General features: G+C 63.8%; 16 protein-coding genes. 9 read left to right on the top strand and 7 right to left on the bottom strand.

From position 1 onward, the window contains the following. Positions 1-140 precede the first annotated feature (140 nt). The 4 genes from J2Y48_RS16010 (at position 141) to J2Y48_RS15995 (ending at position 5,026) form a co-directional block, all read left to right on the top strand. Positions 141-1,667, top strand: coding sequence for a sugar ABC transporter ATP-binding protein (locus J2Y48_RS16010; protein WP_310419961.1), 1,527 nt, complete (start codon positions 141-143; stop codon positions 1,665-1,667). Positions 1,668-1,741: 74 nt separating this feature from the next. Continuing rightward, positions 1,742-2,752, top strand: coding sequence for an ABC transporter permease (locus J2Y48_RS16005; protein ID WP_310419959.1), 1,011 nt, complete (start codon positions 1,742-1,744; stop codon positions 2,750-2,752). Positions 2,753-2,864: 112 nt separating this feature from the next. Continuing rightward, positions 2,865-3,815, top strand: coding sequence for a substrate-binding domain-containing protein (locus tag J2Y48_RS16000; RefSeq protein ID WP_310419957.1), 951 nt, complete (start codon positions 2,865-2,867; stop codon positions 3,813-3,815). Between the two features lie 158 nt (positions 3,816-3,973). Next, positions 3,974-5,026: a sugar phosphate isomerase/epimerase gene (locus J2Y48_RS15995; protein WP_310419954.1), complete on the top strand. Its 1,053-nt coding sequence runs from the start codon at positions 3,974-3,976 to the stop codon at positions 5,024-5,026. Between the two features lie 2 nt (positions 5,027-5,028). Here J2Y48_RS15995 and J2Y48_RS15990 read toward each other — a convergent pair whose 3' ends face one another. Beyond that, on the bottom strand, positions 5,029-5,664 hold the full coding sequence (locus tag J2Y48_RS15990; RefSeq protein WP_310419952.1) for a CatB-related O-acetyltransferase: 636 nt from the start codon (positions 5,662-5,664) through the stop codon (positions 5,029-5,031). 189 nt (positions 5,665-5,853) lie between these two features. On the opposite strand from J2Y48_RS15990, the gene J2Y48_RS15985 reads away from it, so the two are divergent. Then, the gene (locus J2Y48_RS15985) at positions 5,854-7,038 is read left to right on the top strand and encodes a Gfo/Idh/MocA family oxidoreductase (RefSeq protein WP_310419950.1); all 1,185 of its coding nucleotides are present in this window, start codon (positions 5,854-5,856) and stop codon (positions 7,036-7,038) included. A gap of 199 nt (positions 7,039-7,237) precedes the next feature. Here J2Y48_RS15985 and J2Y48_RS15980 read toward each other — a convergent pair whose 3' ends face one another. The 6 genes from J2Y48_RS15980 to J2Y48_RS15955 all read right to left on the bottom strand — a co-directional run bounded on the left by J2Y48_RS15980 (position 7,238) and on the right by J2Y48_RS15955 (position 11,733). Beyond that, a complete protein-coding gene (locus J2Y48_RS15980) occupies positions 7,238-7,993 on the bottom strand; it encodes a DUF1194 domain-containing protein (protein WP_310419948.1) in 756 nt (251 codons plus the stop codon). Between the two features lie 168 nt (positions 7,994-8,161). Further along, on the bottom strand, positions 8,162-8,545 hold the full coding sequence (locus J2Y48_RS15975) for a VOC family protein (protein WP_310419946.1): 384 nt from the start codon (positions 8,543-8,545) through the stop codon (positions 8,162-8,164). A gap of 146 nt (positions 8,546-8,691) precedes the next feature. Beyond that, entirely contained in the window at positions 8,692-9,156 is a 465-nt protein-coding gene (locus J2Y48_RS15970) for a cupin domain-containing protein (RefSeq protein WP_310419944.1), read from the bottom strand. Positions 9,157-9,351: 195 nt separating this feature from the next. Next, positions 9,352-10,296 carry a rhodanese-related sulfurtransferase gene (locus J2Y48_RS15965; protein WP_310419942.1) on the bottom strand — a complete coding sequence of 315 codons (945 nt, stop codon included), beginning with the start codon at positions 10,294-10,296 and terminating at the stop codon, positions 9,352-9,354. Positions 10,297-10,358: 62 nt separating this feature from the next. Beyond that, positions 10,359-11,261: a CHAD domain-containing protein gene (locus J2Y48_RS15960; RefSeq protein ID WP_310419940.1), complete on the bottom strand. Its 903-nt coding sequence runs from the start codon at positions 11,259-11,261 to the stop codon at positions 10,359-10,361. After that, positions 11,236-11,733 (bottom strand): CYTH domain-containing protein, encoded by a 498-nt coding sequence (locus tag J2Y48_RS15955; protein WP_310419938.1) that lies wholly within the window; start codon positions 11,731-11,733, stop codon positions 11,236-11,238. The genes J2Y48_RS15960 and J2Y48_RS15955 overlap by 26 nt, the downstream gene beginning before the upstream one ends. A gap of 181 nt (positions 11,734-11,914) precedes the next feature. On the opposite strand from J2Y48_RS15955, the gene J2Y48_RS15950 reads away from it, so the two are divergent. The 4 genes from J2Y48_RS15950 to J2Y48_RS15935 all read left to right on the top strand — a co-directional run bounded on the left by J2Y48_RS15950 (position 11,915) and on the right by J2Y48_RS15935 (position 14,435). After that, positions 11,915-12,553 carry a 2-dehydro-3-deoxy-phosphogluconate aldolase gene (locus J2Y48_RS15950; protein ID WP_310419936.1) on the top strand — a complete coding sequence of 213 codons (639 nt, stop codon included), beginning with the start codon at positions 11,915-11,917 and terminating at the stop codon, positions 12,551-12,553. Between the two features lie 153 nt (positions 12,554-12,706). Continuing rightward, on the top strand, positions 12,707-13,423 hold the full coding sequence (locus J2Y48_RS15945; RefSeq protein WP_310419934.1) for a tellurite resistance TerB family protein: 717 nt from the start codon (positions 12,707-12,709) through the stop codon (positions 13,421-13,423). 107 nt (positions 13,424-13,530) lie between these two features. Continuing rightward, positions 13,531-14,220 carry a GNAT family protein gene (locus J2Y48_RS15940; RefSeq protein ID WP_310419932.1) on the top strand — a complete coding sequence of 230 codons (690 nt, stop codon included), beginning with the start codon at positions 13,531-13,533 and terminating at the stop codon, positions 14,218-14,220. Further along, positions 14,220-14,435 (top strand): hypothetical protein, encoded by a 216-nt coding sequence (locus tag J2Y48_RS15935; protein ID WP_310419930.1) that lies wholly within the window; start codon positions 14,220-14,222, stop codon positions 14,433-14,435. Before J2Y48_RS15940 ends, J2Y48_RS15935 begins: the two co-directional genes overlap by 1 nt. The last annotated feature ends 1 nt before the right edge of the window (position 14,436 follow it).

Genomic DNA, 14,436 nt, shown 5'->3' with positions numbered 1-14,436 from the left:
GCGACACTACACAGACTTGTCCGGTGGTCAAACGCCACTGCGCAAAAATCCCCGTACAACCGTCAATGTAAACCTTTACATTTGGCGATGTAAAGGTTTACATCAGTCTGCGCGGTGGGGAGACCGCACGGGAGGGTTTCATGGTTTCGGATGTCGTCGACGGCGCTCCCGTCGTCCTGACCGCGCGGCGCATCAGCAAGTCGTTCAGCGGCGTGCAGGTGCTGTTCAGCGTCGATTTCGAGCTGCGTCAGGGCGAGATCCACGCGCTGATGGGCGAGAACGGCGCCGGCAAGTCGACGCTGGTGAAAATCCTTTCCGGTTTCGAGCAGCCCACCTCCGGCGAGATCCTCCTCGATGGCCAGCCGGTGAAGCTGCCGCCGAACGGCGCCGCCGAAGCGCTCGGCATCGTCATCATCCACCAGGAATTCAACCTCGCGGACCACCTGACCGTCACCGAGAGCCTTTTCCTCGGCCGCGAGGTGACGCGCTTCGGCGTGCTTGACCGCAAGTTCATGCGCACCGAGACGCGGCGCGTGCTCGACCTGCTCGGCTCGCATGTGGACGAGAACGCGGTGATCGGATCGCTGTCGATTGCTGAGAAGCAGATGGTCGAGATTGCCAAGGCGATCAGCCGCGACGCGCGCGTCGTGATCATGGACGAGCCGACGGCCGTGCTGTCACGCGAGGAAACCAACTTCCTGTTCCGTCAGGTTCGGAAGCTGCGCGAGCAGGGCACGAGCTTCGTCTTCGTCTCGCACAAGCTCGACGAGGTGATGGAGCTGACCGACCGCATCACCGTCCTGCGCGATGGCCAGTGGATCAAGACATCGCCGACGGCGATCCTCGATGGCGAGGCGATCGCCCAACTGATGGTCGGCCGCGAACTCTCCAGTCTCTATCCGGCGAAGACCGAGCCTGATGTGGACGAGGAGGTGGCGCTGCGGGTCGAGGGGGTTTCGACCGGCTATGTGCGCGATGCGAGCTTCGAGGTCCGCAAGGGCGAGATCCTCGGCTTCTCCGGCATGATCGGTTCGGGGCGGACCGAGCTGATGGAGGCGATCGTCGGCCTCAGGCCGCGCCACTCCGGCGAGGTTCTGGCGAAAGGCCAACCCGTTCCGTCCGGTGATGTGCACGCGGCCAACCGGAGCGGCCTTGCCTATATGACGAAGGACCGCAAGGCCAAGGGGCTGCTTCTGAACGCCGGCATGATGGCGAACCTGACCCTGCAGTCGCTCGAGCGTCACACCAAGCTCGGCTATCTCGATCCGGCCAGCGAGACCGCCGCGCTCGTCAAGGCGCGGCGCCGCTTCGACATTCGCGTGCGGGACGCCAGTGTCGTGGCCGGACGCATGTCCGGCGGCAACCAGCAAAAGCTCCTGCTGGCCAAGGTCATGGAGACCGATCCGCAGATCATCATCATCGACGAGCCGACGCGCGGCATCGACGTCGGCACCAAGCAGCAGATCTATCATTTCATTTCCGCGCTCGCGCGGGATGGCCGGTCGATCATCGTCGTGTCGTCGGAAATGCCCGAAATCATCGGTCTGTGCAGCCGCGTGGCGGTGATGCGCGAGGGCCATATCGTCGGCATGCTCGAGGGCGACGAGATCACTGAACACGAGATCATGCGCTATGCCGCCGGCCTGAAAAGGAAGGCTGCGGCCTGACGACAACGTCGCCGCAGGCGCCGGCAACGAGAGACATTTCCCGCGGGAGCGGGACGGGAGGATTGGACTTGGACATGAGCGTGAATGAGGAAAGCAGCCAGGGCGGCATCCGCCGTCGTAGTTGGCGGGATGTCGATCTGAGGGCCGTGGCCCCCTTTGCCGCGCTGGCCTTGCTCCTGGTTATCGGGGCCCTGGTCAATCCGAATTTCATCGGCATCAATAACCTTGCCAATGTCGCCACCCGCAGCGCCTTCATCGCCATCATCGCCGTCGGCGCGACCTTCGTCATCTCCGCCGGCGACCTCGACCTTTCGGTCGGCGCGATGGTGGCCTTCATCGCCAGCCTGATGATCCTGTTCATGAACTCCGGCGTCATCGCCGATCCGGCGCTGATGCTGGCGGCGGCGGTCGCCTTCGCCATTGCGGCCGGTGCCGCCTGCGGCCTTGCCAACGGCCTGATCACCACGGTCGGCAAGATCGAGCCCTTCATCGCCACGCTCGGCACGATGGGCATCTATCGAGGGCTGACCACCTGGCTGTCCCAGGGCGGGGCGATCACGCTGAAGGAGCCGCAGCTGCAGGAGATGTACCGGCCCGCCTATTTCGGCTCGATCCTCGGCGTGCCGGTGCCGATCGTCGTCATTCTGACGGTCACGGTAATTGCCGCTTTCGTCCTCTACCGCACCCGCTATGGCCGGCACGTTGTCGCCGTCGGGTCCAACAGCGACGTGGCGCGCTATTCCGGCATCGCTGTCAACCGCGTACGCACCGTCGCCTTCGTCATCCAGGGCCTGTGCGTCGCCGTCGCCGTCCTGCTCTACGTGCCGCGCCTCGGCTCCACCTCGGCCACCACCGGCATCCTGTGGGAACTGCAGGCGATCACCGCCGTCGTCGTCGGCGGCACGGCGCTGAAGGGCGGCGCCGGGCGGGTCTGGGGCACGATCTGCGGTGCCTTCATCCTCGAGCTGGTCGGCAACATCATGCTGTTGTCGAACTTCGTCAGCGAATACCTGATCGGCGCCATCCAGGGGGCGATCATCATCATTGCGATGCTCGTCCAGCGCTCGCTGGTGCGAAAGTCGTGAAACCAAGCAACTCCGGCGGAACTGCGAAGCGGTGCGTCCGGAATTGCGAGGAAGGAGCCGGGTCAACAGGTCTCCCGGCATAAGAGACTGACCTGATATTGGGAGGAACCTAATGCGCAAGAAATTTCTGGCCCTGACGGTCGCGGCCGTGGCGGCCTTGGCTGGCGTCGGCCATGCCCAGGACAAGAACGTGACGATCGGCGTCTCGATCCCCGCCGCCGACCACGGTTGGACGGCCGGCGTCGTCTTCCATGCCGAACGCGTCGCCAAGCTCCTGATGGAGCAGCACCCCGGCCTCAACGTCATCGTCAAGACGTCGCCGGATCCGGCCAGCCAGGCCAACGCCGTGCAGGACCTCGAGACGCAGGGCATCGACGCGCTCGTGATCCTGCCGACCGACCCAGACCCGCTGGTCAACGCCATCAAGGAGGTCAAGGGCAAGGGCACGTTCGTCGCGCTCGTCGACCGCGCGCCGTCCGTCAACGACAATTCGGTGCGCGACCTCTATGTCGCCGGCAATAACCCAGCGCTCGGCCAGACCGCCGGCGAGTACATCAAGGCGACGACGCCGGATGCCGAAGTGGTCGTCATCCGCGGCCTGCCGATTCCGATCGACCAGCAGCGCCAGGACGGCTTCGACAAGGGCATCGAAGGCTCGAACGTCAAGATTCTTGACCGCCAGTACGGCAACTGGAACCGCGACGACGCCTTCAAGGTCATGCAGGACTACCTGACCAAGTACCCGAAGATTGACGTGGTCTGGTGCCAGGACGACGACATGGCCGTCGGCGTGCTGCAGGCGATCGACCAGGCCAAGCGCACCGACATCCAGTACGTCGTTGCCGGTGCCGGCTCGAAGGACATGGTCAAGAAGGTCATGGACGGCGACAAGATGATCCCGGTCGACGTGCTCTATCCGCCGGCAATGGTCGGCACCGCACTCGAGATGACCGTCGCCAACTTCTATGGCCAGGTGCCGGTACGTGGCGTCTACACGATTGATGCGACGCTGATCACCAAGGACAATGCCAAGGACTTCTACTTCCCGGATTCGCCGTTCTGATCCGGACCGCATGACACCGCCCGGGCCGAAATGGCCCGGGCGATTTTCGATCGACATTGCCCGGCGGGGGAACTCGGGCCGCAGGGCGCGGGATGGCGGGCAGGTAATTTCAGGACGCGGGGCCACGGGACGGTCCATGCGATGGGAGGAAACATCAGATGAAGACGATCAAGGGACCGGCGCTGTTTCTGGCCCAGTTCGCCGGCGACGCGGCGCCGTTCAACTCCTGGGACTCGATCACCAAATGGGCCGCCGATATCGGCTACAAGGGCGTGCAGGTGCCGTCCTGGGACGGCCGGCTGATCGATTTGAAGAAGGCGGCGGAATCGAAAACCTACTGCGACGAGTTTACCGGCAAGGCGCGCGAAAACGGCGTCGAGGTGACCGAGCTTTCCACCCATCTGCAGGGACAACTCGTCGCCGTGCATCCGGCCTACGACGAGGCCTTCGACGGCTTTGCCGCCCCCGAAGTGCGCGGCAATCCGAAGGCGCGGCAGACCTGGGCCGTCGAACAGGTGAAGATGGCGCTGACCGCTTCCAAGAACCTCGGTATCGGCGCACATGCGACGTTCTCCGGCGCGCTCGCCTGGCCGTTCGTCTATCCGTGGCCGCAGCGCCCCGCCGGGCTCGTCGAGACCGCCTTCGACGAACTCGCCCGTCGCTGGAAGCCGATCCTCGACCATGCCGAGGACTGCGGCGTCGACGTCTGCTACGAGATCCATCCCGGCGAGGACCTGCACGACGGCATCAGCTACGAGATGTTTTTGGAGCGCACCGGCAACCATGCGCGCGCCTGCATGCTCTACGATCCGTCGCACTACGTGCTGCAGTGCCTCGACTATCTCGACAACATCGACATCTACAAGGACCGCATCCGGATGTTCCATGTCAAGGATGCGGAGTTCAACCCGACCGGCCGGCAGGGCGTCTATGGCGGCTATCAGGGCTGGGTTAACCGGGCCGGGCGCTTCCGCTCGCTCGGCGACGGCCAGGTCGATTTCGGCGCGGTCTTCTCGAAGATGGCTGCGAACGATTTTGCCGGCTGGGCGGTCGTGGAATGGGAATGCGCGCTCAAGCATCCCGAGGACGGCGCGCGCGAAGGCGCCGAGTTCGTCAGGCACCATATCATCCGCGTCACCGACAAGGCCTTCGACGACTTCGCCGGTGCCGGCACTGACGAGGCGGCCAATCGGCGCATGCTGGGGATCTGAGCTCAGGCGGAGCGTAGGGCAACCAGATCGGCACTTTCGAGCGCAGCGATGTTGCGCTCGATCCTTTCGGGGTCCCAGTCCCACCAGGCAAGGTCAAGGAGGGTCGAAATCACCTCATCGCCGAAGCGCTTGCGGATGGGGGCGCCAGGATTGCCGCCGACGATCGTATACGGTTCGACGTCGCGCGTGACGACTGCACCAGCCGCGACAATCGCGCCTGGACCGATCGTGACGCCGGGCATGACCTGCGCGCCGTGGCCGAGCCAGACGTCGTGTCCGATCACCGTGTCGTTAAATGGAAGATCGGCATAGCCGCCGGTCGCGGCGAGATTGAAGATGCGGAAGGGATAGGTCGTGAAGCCGTCCATTGGATGGTTCGCCGAACTCGTGATGAAGCGCACGCCGTGAGCGATCTGGACGAACCGGCCGATCACGAGCTTCTCCTGGCTGAAATCAAAGAGATAGGGCGCGAGCGTCGCGGCCCAGTCGTCGGGGCAGCTGAAATCGCTGGCATAGGAATAGTCACCGACCTCGATCCTGGGGTGGTCGATGACATTGCGGAGATAGACGGTGTTCCTGATGACAGTGCCGTCGGGTGCGGTGATCGGGTGGGCAAGCGTGGAATTAAGCAATGGCATGAGCAAGATCTCTCAACACAAGAATGGCGCGCCCGCCCGAAGGCGTACGCATTTGATTTGTGATGGATGCCTCGATCGAGGCGGATCTTACTTGTTCATCGGCGTGGGCTCCGCAAAACGGGGACCGATATAGAGGCAAAGTCGCAATATTCCAAATCCCGTGCGGGGGTTAAGGCAAGGAGGAACCCAATGGCAATTGAAGGAAGCACGAGCGAGGCGCGGCAGTCGCGGATCCGGCTCGGCATGGTGGGCGGCGGATCGGGCGCCTTCATCGGCGCGGTGCACCGCATCGCAGCCCGGCTCGACGACCACTACGAGCTTGTCGCTGGCGCGTTGTCGTCGACGCCGGAAAAATCCGTCGCCTCGGGCCGTGAACTCGGTCTCGAGCCGGCGCGCTGCTACGGCAGCTTCAAGGACATGGCGATCCGCGAAGCCAAGCTGAAGAACGGCATCGAGGCGGTTGCGATCGTTACCCCGAACCACGTCCACTACGAGGCGGCGAAGGAATTTTTGAAGCGCGGCATCCATGTCATCTGCGACAAGCCGCTGACCTCGACGCTCGGTGACGCCAGAAAGCTGAAAAAGGTCGCCGACGAGAGCGACGCGCTGTTCGTGCTCACCCACAACTACACCGGTTATCCGATGGTGCGCCAGGCGCGGCAGATGGTTCGGGACGGGGTGATCGGCCCGGTGCGGCTGGTGCAGATGGAGTACCCGCAGGACTGGCTGACGGAGAATATCGAGCAGACCGGCCAGAAGCAGGCGGCCTGGCGAACCGATCCGGCGAGATCGGGTGCGGGCGGCTCGACCGGCGACATCGGCACGCATGCCTACAATCTCGGTTGCTTCGTCTCCGGCCTCGAGCTTGCGGAACTTTCCGCCGACCTCGACAGCTTCGTTCCGGGCCGCCAGCTCGACGACAACGCCCATGTGATGATGCGCTTTGCGGAGAAGGATGGCGTGCGCGCCAAGGGCATGCTGTGGTGCAGCCAGGTGGCGCCGGGCCACGAGAACGGCCTGAAGGTGCGGGTCTACGGCACCAAGGGCGGACTCGAGTGGGTCCAGGCCGATCCGAACTACCTATGGTACACGCCCTTCGGCGAACCGAAGCGTCTCATCACCCGCGCCGGTGCCGGCTCCGGTGCAGACGCCGCCCGCGTCAGCCGTGTTCCGTCAGGCCATCCGGAAGGCTATCTCGAAGGTTTTGCCAACATCTATTCGGAAGCTGCACGCGCCATTTACGCCAAGCGCAAGGCCGCGAAGGTCGATCCGGCCGTGCTCTACCCGACGGTCGATGACGGCCTAAAGGGCATGGTGTTCGTTGATGCCTGCGTGCAGTCTTCGAAGAGGAACGGCGCCTGGGTGAAGGTCTGATCGCCGGCTCTTTCTTCCGGAAGGGCCAAGGTGTTTCGTAAGGACAGGATATGGGGGACGTGCGACGCGTCCCGCATATGCCCTTTGTGCTAATCCTGGTTGCGGCAGCGGCAACGCTGCGTTCGGCGAAGTTGCCACCATTGTCGCCTTCCGGCGCGATGAACTGGGGTCGGCCTGGAATGAGAAAGCACGGGAACGACTACTGCCCTATCCGGCGCTCCTGCATCTCTTCGCCCACAAAACAATTGTAGCCTTGGCGGTCAACAACCCTTCTCAGCGGCAAATCGATCGGCCGCAATTCGCTCACCTCCGCCCCCAATATCTCGACAACGAGCTTGCGGAGAATCGCGTCCGCAAAATGGCTGACGTCGGACACCTTCAATAAAAAGGCGCCGTCTCCGCCGATTACGCACTCCTCATAGTAGACGTCGAGGTCCGGTATCGATGCAGAATCCGGGTGCATCAGCATGATGGGAAGGCCATCGATCACGATGCCCTGGGCGACAGTCGAATTGCGCGCGACGGGTGCCGGAACGCCAGCGTTGTTCGGGCCATCGCCGGATATGTCGATGACGCGCCGCGTTCCCTGGAACGGGCCGATTTGAAAGAGTTGCCGCGCAAATATCAGGGTGTTGGAAATCGAGGTGAAGGAAATTCGTCGGATCGGCTGCCGGCGCAGAGCTTCTGCAAATTGAGCCGCAGCGCCTGGCCCGTCGATCAGAGTCCAGGGCAAGACCTGGACGGCGGAGCCGCCCCATTCGACATAGGTCACGGCAATCCTGCCGAGCGGCCCGCTTTGCAAGGCGCTGATGAGTTCCGGCTGAAGAAATGCGTCGACATAACCTTGACGCTGGATTTGCTGTTCGTGCATCTCCATTGAGTAGGAGACATCCACGGCGAGAACCAGTTCAAGATCGACGGCAACCGGATCAGGTCGGGCGGGTGTGCTTCCCACCAGAACACCACAGCAGACAAGAAGTGCGCATCGCAGGTTCATCGCGACAACAAGCCAAGAGCGCGATGATGATACATCTATTCCGGGTGTTCGCAATGCAGGGTGCGAGCATGCAAAGTCGCTCCGCATCGATGTTTCCGGGACGCCGCAGACGCCACTCCAGTGGGATCACCCGCGCGCCGGCTGAAACAATTCGACGAGGTTGCCGGACGGATCCACCAGCAGGATCTGCGCGCCACCGGGCCCGGTGACGATGTCGTTGCGGAACCGGACGTTGGCAGCGCGCAGCCGCGCCACCTCAGCCGGCAGGTCGTCAACGATGAGGTGGATACGATTCCAGCCGCCGGGTCGCGGCTGCTCGCCATCCGGCATCGGCCGCCCCGCCGAACTCGTCGGCCCGCTAAGCAGGAGCCGCAAGGCTCCGCGCCGCACGTCCGCGAACGCCGGAGCGTGGTTCGACAGAAGCGAAAAGCCAAGGTGGGCCGTATACCAGGCGATTGCGGCTTCCACGTCATCGACCATGTAGCGGACATTGACAGTCGTCTCGGACATTCCTTGTCCTCCAAAGGGGACCCGGCGCGATCCGGTCCGAACCGCGCCTCTGCCGTCCCCGCCGCTTTTCATCATTTAGGCGTTGATGCACCGGTGCCCCGTCGCGCACGGCGACGGGGCGATCGGCTTTTCAATATTGCGGCTGCCTAGTTTGACGGATCGTCCGCCGGATTGACGTACTTGATGCCCCACGGGCCGTTGGTGGTGACTTGAACCACCGTCTCCTCGTCGAAGTAGACGTAGTGTGCCATGCCAGGTGGCAGCGCGAAGAAACTGCCAGCAGGCAGTGCCTTGGTGGCGCCCCGATCGGCGGTTTCGCCCATCCCAAGGTTGGTCGCCCCGGATATGACGGTGACCACTTCATAGGCAGGATGCGTGTGGGGCGGGATCGCATAGCCCGCCGGCACCTTCAGCCGAAGGGCGAACAGGCCTTCCTTGGTCGGATCGCCGAACAGGACCGCCGCTTCGGCGCCGGCGGGAAGCATTTTGGGGGCGGGAGCCCACTTGATGTCATTGGGAGCAACCATCGTGTGCGCACCCTCTGCCAGGGCAAAGGAGGCGATTGCGCAGAATCCGATCCAGCCGACTGCAAATATCGATGCGGTTCTCATGACAAACCTCCCTCTGTCGCCAAGCCTCTCATCTCGACCACGCGCTGGGACAGGCTGGCGAAACGCACAAAATACGTCCGCAGGCCACGTGGAGGCAAGCAATCAGGGCGCTGCATTGGGCGCCGGTTGTCCGGACCCCGGGCGAATTCCGGCGAAGATCCTTGCCGCTCGGTGATGGGCGAAGGGAATGTGTCGCTATTTGCCGAGGTGCCGCTCGCCGCGCTTGCGGGCGAGGCCCATCTGCTTCTGTCGCTCTCGGAAGCGCGCCCGGTCCTCATCGGTCCGGCTCGCGAAGCAATGCGGGCAGGAGACTCCGGCTTCGTAGGTCGACGCGGTGACCTCCTCCGCCGTCAGCGGATGCCGGCAGGCGCGGCAGAGCGTGTGTTCGCCCTCTTCGAGGCCATGGGTGATCGAGACGCGCTCGTCGAAGACGAAGCAGGCGCCCTCCCACAGGCTCTCTTCGGCCGGCACCTCCTCGAGATATTTCAGGATGCCGCCCTTGAGGTGATAAACCTCGTCGAAGCCCTGCTCCTTCATGAAGGCGGTCGCCTTCTCGCAGCGGATGCCGCCGGTGCAGTACATGGCGATCTTCGGCTTGTTGTGCAGGCCGGTGTGGTTGCGCACCCAGTCCGGGAACTCGCGGAACGTCTTCGTCTGCGGATCGACCGCGCCCTTGAAGATGCCGATGGCGGTCTCGTAGTCGTTGCGCGTATCGATGAGGATCGTGTCTGGATCGGAGATCAGCGCGTTCCAGTCCTTCGGTGCAACATAAGTTCCGACCACCTGGTTCGGGTCAATGTCCTCGACCCCCATGGTGACGATTTCCCTCTTCAAGCGCACCTTCATGCGCAGGAACGGCATTTCGGCGGCGCCGCTTTCCTTGTGCTCGAGCCCGGCGAATTCCGGCTGAGCGCGCAGGAAGGCGAGCACGGTGCGAATGCCGGCCTCGGGACCGGCGATCGTGCCGTTGATGCCTTCATGGGCGAGCAGCAGCGTCCCGCGCACGCCATTGTCCTCGCACAGCGCCTGCAATGGCGCGCGCAGGTCGGCAAAACGCGGCACGGAAACGAAATGATAGAGGGCGGCAACGAGGAACGATGCCTCGTTCGGATCCGGGATGCTGGGGGAGATGGCTGTCATGGCCGCTGGAATACAGCTTTGTGCGCTGCGGCGCAATTGGACGGCTGCGGCAAGTCTCATGCTCAGGCAGCGTGCCGCCACAATAATACGATGTGTTCGGCGTCCTGCCTGGCGTTCCGTGGAAACAGCATCGCCGCCAGGGGCAGGGCTTCCGCCCGCATTCGGGCTTCTTCGGCGGTCATCACGGCGGTTAGATGCGCCAGGTCGTCCAGCGGGCCGATTTCGTGCGGGTGCGCATCGGCAAAGTCGGACAACAGGGCGATATCCTGGTTCTCGCCGAGAAGCGCCGCAAGGTGCTTTGCATGCTGGCGTGTGCTGGACAGTGCAGCGGGCCAGGCCTCGGTGAGGAAAAGGCAGTGGACCCAGCGGTCCTGCGTCCGCTTGCGCAGCGAATGAAAACTGTCGGCTGCGCCGGTCGCCTTGGCCTGCCGAAGCGCAACCGCGGCCTTCCTGCCTGTCCTGCGCCATCCCTCGCCGAGAATGTCAGCCGCCCGCTTCGGGCCTGCGTCGAGGCGGAAGCGAGCGACGGCCTCCTCGGCGTCGTCGCAGGTGGCGATGGCCTCCCTGATCAGGTCGTCCGTCGTTGCGGTGCTGGCGACGGAGTCGCGGCGGGCGACGAGCCGCTGATGGATGCGGTTCACCGCCATGCGCTCCTCTGCCGTGGAGGCCGCGTCCACAAGCCTGTGCGCGGTTTCCACAAGCGAGGTCGCATCCCGGCTTTCCCTGAGGTGGCGGCCAAGCGCACCGATCCGTTCGTTTTCCTTTTTCTGAAACGCCCGGTCTGCGGTCGCGACCAGCCGGTAGAGGCTTCTGACGCGCTTGAACTGCTTGCGGGCGGTATGGATGGCCTCGTGGGGACCGTCCGGCTGTGCTTCGAGCACGGACTTGGCCCGCACCAGGTAGCTGGATGCCACCCGTCGCACTTCGCTGTCGAGCGGCTTATCCGCTTTGAGAGTGAGGCTCATCAAGGGGTCCGGTCGTTGCTGCGGACAGGGCCATTGCCTGGTTCGAGTAGCGGTCGTCGCCTGTCACCTCGTGTCCCACCCAATCGGGGATTTTCGGCAGATCGGCCTCGCTGTCGAGTTCGACTTCGGCAACAACGAGGCCGCTGTAACGCCCGCCATATTCGTCAACCTCCCAGGTGAACCCCTCATGCTCCACCTCGTAGCGGACCTTCTCCAGGACCGTTCCGACGGCATGGTGAAGCATGTCGGTGGCGGTCTCGGCGTCGATGTCGAATTCGTACTCGTCACGGGAAAGCGCGGTCTTGCCAATCTTCAGCGTCAGGCAGGCATGACCGTCGTCATAGGTGCGCACGCGCAACGAACGATCGTCCATAGCGACAAGATAGCCCTGCTTGATGGCGACACCCGCGTCGGCGAAATGCCGCCAGTGCTCGCCGGAAACAAGGAACTTTCGTTCGATCTCTTTCGCCATGCCACTCGCTTTCGCATTGTGGATAGTCGGGCAACAAAACTCTACACGACGGGACGTCCATGACAAGGAGCGAAAGGGCGCGACTCGGGATGGCGTGCGCGACCTGCCCAATCCTTTTTGCTCGACAGCGACGGAGCGAGGGAGTATTCACCGCAAATTCAATCGTTTTAAGAGGTGCCCCATGTCCGGCAAAACCGAAAACCTCCTTACCGTGCTGAACCTGCAGCCGGTCGTTCCGGTTCTTGTGGTGGATGACGCGGCCAGTGCCGTGCCGCTGGCGCGCGCTCTTGTCGCCGGCGGTCTGAAAGCGATCGAGATCACGCTGCGTACTCCAGCCGCACTGGAGGCGATTCGGCTTGTGGCCAACGAGGTCGAGGGCGCCGTCGCAGGTGCCGGCACCATCCTGAACGCGGCCCAGTTCGACCAGGCCGTCGAGGCAGGCTCCCAGTTCATCGTCAGCCCCGGCACCACACGGGAACTGCTGGATGTTGCGGCGCAATCGCCGGTGCCGCTCCTGCCGGGCGCCGCAACGGCCAGCGAGGCCATGGCGCTGCGGGAGCAGGGCTACAAAGTGCTGAAATTCTTCCCGGCCGAACAGGCGGGTGGCGCGGCCTATCTGAAGGCCCTCTCGTCGCCGCTTGCCGGGACGCTGTTCTGCCCGACAGGCGGGATCTCGCTTGCCAATGCAAAGGACTATCTGTCGCTTCCGAACGTTGTCTGCGTCGGCGGGTCATGGGTGGCGCCGAAGGAGTTGGTGATGCGGGAGGACTGGGCGGGAATCACCAAACTGGCGGCCGAGGCGGCAACGCTGAAAAACTAGCCGGCTAAGGAAATCGGCCCGCAAATGTTCGCCGCCGGGTGCCGCTGGCGGTGTTCTCATCCTGCAAGTCGGATTTGTATTCCCCCCGTCGCATTCCTATGTCTCATCCGGATTCAACACGGCCGGCTTCGACACGGCAGGGGAGAGAACACGATGTTTGATGCGAAGAAGTTGCTGGACCAGTTTCTCGGCTCGCAGATCCCGGGTGCCGGCGGCACGGTGCGCGAGCGGGCGGGACAGGCGGGCCAACTGGCGAAGGACAATCCGCTCGCGGCCGGCGCCATCGCGGGCATTCTGCTCGGCACCAAAAGTGGCCGGGAGGTCACCGGGGCAGCGCTCAAGCTCGGCGGACTGGCGGCAATCGCAGGCCTGGGCTACCAAGCCTACAAGAACTATCAGGCGGGACAAGCGCCCGCCACCGCTTCGTCGCCGGCCGAGAACCAGCCTGAACTACTTCCGCCCCCTGAAAACTCCGGGTTCGCCACGCAGGCCGTCAGCGCCGATTTTGCGCTCACCCTGGTCCGCGCCATGATCGCCGCCTCGCGCGCCGACGGCCACATCGATGATGCCGAGCGCGCACACATCATGGACAAGCTGAAGGTCTCCGGCATCGGCGGCGATGCGGCCGCCTTCCTGGAGCAGGAACTCGCCAATCCGATCGACCTCGACGGTATTGTCGCCGCCGCCAAAACCGAGGAGCAGCGGGTCGAACTCTATACCGCCTCGCGGTTGACCATCGAGCCCGACAGTCGCGCCGAGCGTGGCTACCTCGACCTGCTCGCCGGCCGCCTTGGCCTGGACGATGCGCTGGTCGATCACATCGAGGCGACGGTGACAACGGCAAAGGCGCCGGCCGGCCCCTGGGCGTGATCGGTCGATCACGACTTTGCGTTTGTGTCGACGCAGGCTCTGGCCTATTGCTGGGGAGCAACCAAACCGGCTCCGGCCGGTAGAGCGCACGACACGAGGGGGACACGATGCGAGACCTGAGCCACTGGAAGGGCTGCCCGGCACCTGAGCCGGTGACGCTGGACGGCCGGTTCGTTCGTGTCGAACCCTATGAACGCGCCAAGCATTTGCAGGCCCTCTGGGATGCCTTCGGCGGCACGGCGATCAACCCGCTGCTCCAGTACTTCACGCAGGACGATTTTGGCGGCATCGGAGATTTCGATGCGTGGTCCGAGGCGGTCATCAAGTCCGGCTGGATTCGCGAAGTAATGGTCGACAAGGCGAGCGGCGAGGCCGTGGGAATGGCGCACTACATGCGGCCGGATCCGGCAAACGGCGTTGTCGAGATCGGCGGCATTGCCCATGGTCCGGCGATGGCCCGCTCGCCCGTCTCCACCGAAGCGCAGTATCTGCTCGCCAAGCATGTCTTCGAGGATCTTGGCTATCGGCGCTACGAATGGAAATGCCACAACGAGAACAAGCCCAGCAAGCGGACCGCCGAGCGGTTGGGCTTCACCTTCGAGGGCGTCTTCCGCCAGCACATGTTGTCGAAGCACGCAAACCGGGACACGGCCTGGTTCTCGATCATCGACGGCGAATGGCCGGCTCTCGCGCAGTCCTTCGAGCGCTGGCTCTCGGCGGACAATTTCGACGTCCAAGGCAGGCAGAAGCGGCGGCTCGAAGACATCCGTGCGGAAATGAAGGAATTGGTATCGTAATGAGCAACAATCCGGGCACGAGCAGCCGCTCCGCCGCCATCGCCGCAGCCGTGATTCTGCTCATCACGGGGCTTGCCTTTTTTGTCCTGCCAAACGTGATGATTTGGCTCGGCCAGACCTCGCCATGGCTCGCTGCGGCGGCGGGGGCAGCTCTCGTGCTTGCCTTCTTCCTGGTGTTCTGGCTGCGGGCCCGCTACCAGCGCAGGGGCGAGTAGC

It is taken from the genome of Mycoplana sp. BE70 (assembly GCF_031455855.1).
Lineage (GTDB): Bacteria > Pseudomonadota > Alphaproteobacteria > Rhizobiales > Rhizobiaceae > Mycoplana.
Note: the sequence above shows the minus strand (reverse complement) of the source record. Positions and strands in the feature narration are given on the sequence as shown.

Bases quoted from the DNA above. Each gene is read 5' to 3' on its own strand.
- J2Y48_RS16010 (WP_310419961.1), top strand. From the start codon at position 141: ATGGTTTCGGATGTCGTCGACGGCGCTCCCGTCGTCCTGACCGCGCGG.
- J2Y48_RS16005 (WP_310419959.1), top strand. From the start codon at position 1,742: ATGAGCGTGAATGAGGAAAGCAGCCAGGGCGGCATCCGCCGTCGTAGT.
- J2Y48_RS16000 (WP_310419957.1), top strand. From the start codon at position 2,865: ATGCGCAAGAAATTTCTGGCCCTGACGGTCGCGGCCGTGGCGGCCTTG.
- J2Y48_RS15995 (WP_310419954.1), top strand. From the start codon at position 3,974: ATGAAGACGATCAAGGGACCGGCGCTGTTTCTGGCCCAGTTCGCCGGC.
- J2Y48_RS15990 (WP_310419952.1), bottom strand. From the start codon at position 5,664: ATGCCATTGCTTAATTCCACGCTTGCCCACCCGATCACCGCACCCGAC.
- J2Y48_RS15985 (WP_310419950.1), top strand. From the start codon at position 5,854: ATGGCAATTGAAGGAAGCACGAGCGAGGCGCGGCAGTCGCGGATCCGG.
- J2Y48_RS15975 (WP_310419946.1), bottom strand. From the start codon at position 8,545: ATGTCCGAGACGACTGTCAATGTCCGCTACATGGTCGATGACGTGGAA.
- J2Y48_RS15970 (WP_310419944.1), bottom strand. From the start codon at position 9,156: ATGAGAACCGCATCGATATTTGCAGTCGGCTGGATCGGATTCTGCGCA.
- J2Y48_RS15965 (WP_310419942.1), bottom strand. From the start codon at position 10,296: ATGACAGCCATCTCCCCCAGCATCCCGGATCCGAACGAGGCATCGTTC.
- J2Y48_RS15960 (WP_310419940.1), bottom strand. From the start codon at position 11,261: ATGAGCCTCACTCTCAAAGCGGATAAGCCGCTCGACAGCGAAGTGCGA.
- J2Y48_RS15955 (WP_310419938.1), bottom strand. From the start codon at position 11,733: ATGGCGAAAGAGATCGAACGAAAGTTCCTTGTTTCCGGCGAGCACTGG.
- J2Y48_RS15950 (WP_310419936.1), top strand. From the start codon at position 11,915: ATGTCCGGCAAAACCGAAAACCTCCTTACCGTGCTGAACCTGCAGCCG.
- J2Y48_RS15945 (WP_310419934.1), top strand. From the start codon at position 12,707: ATGTTTGATGCGAAGAAGTTGCTGGACCAGTTTCTCGGCTCGCAGATC.
- J2Y48_RS15940 (WP_310419932.1), top strand. From the start codon at position 13,531: ATGCGAGACCTGAGCCACTGGAAGGGCTGCCCGGCACCTGAGCCGGTG.
- J2Y48_RS15935 (WP_310419930.1), top strand. From the start codon at position 14,220: ATGAGCAACAATCCGGGCACGAGCAGCCGCTCCGCCGCCATCGCCGCA.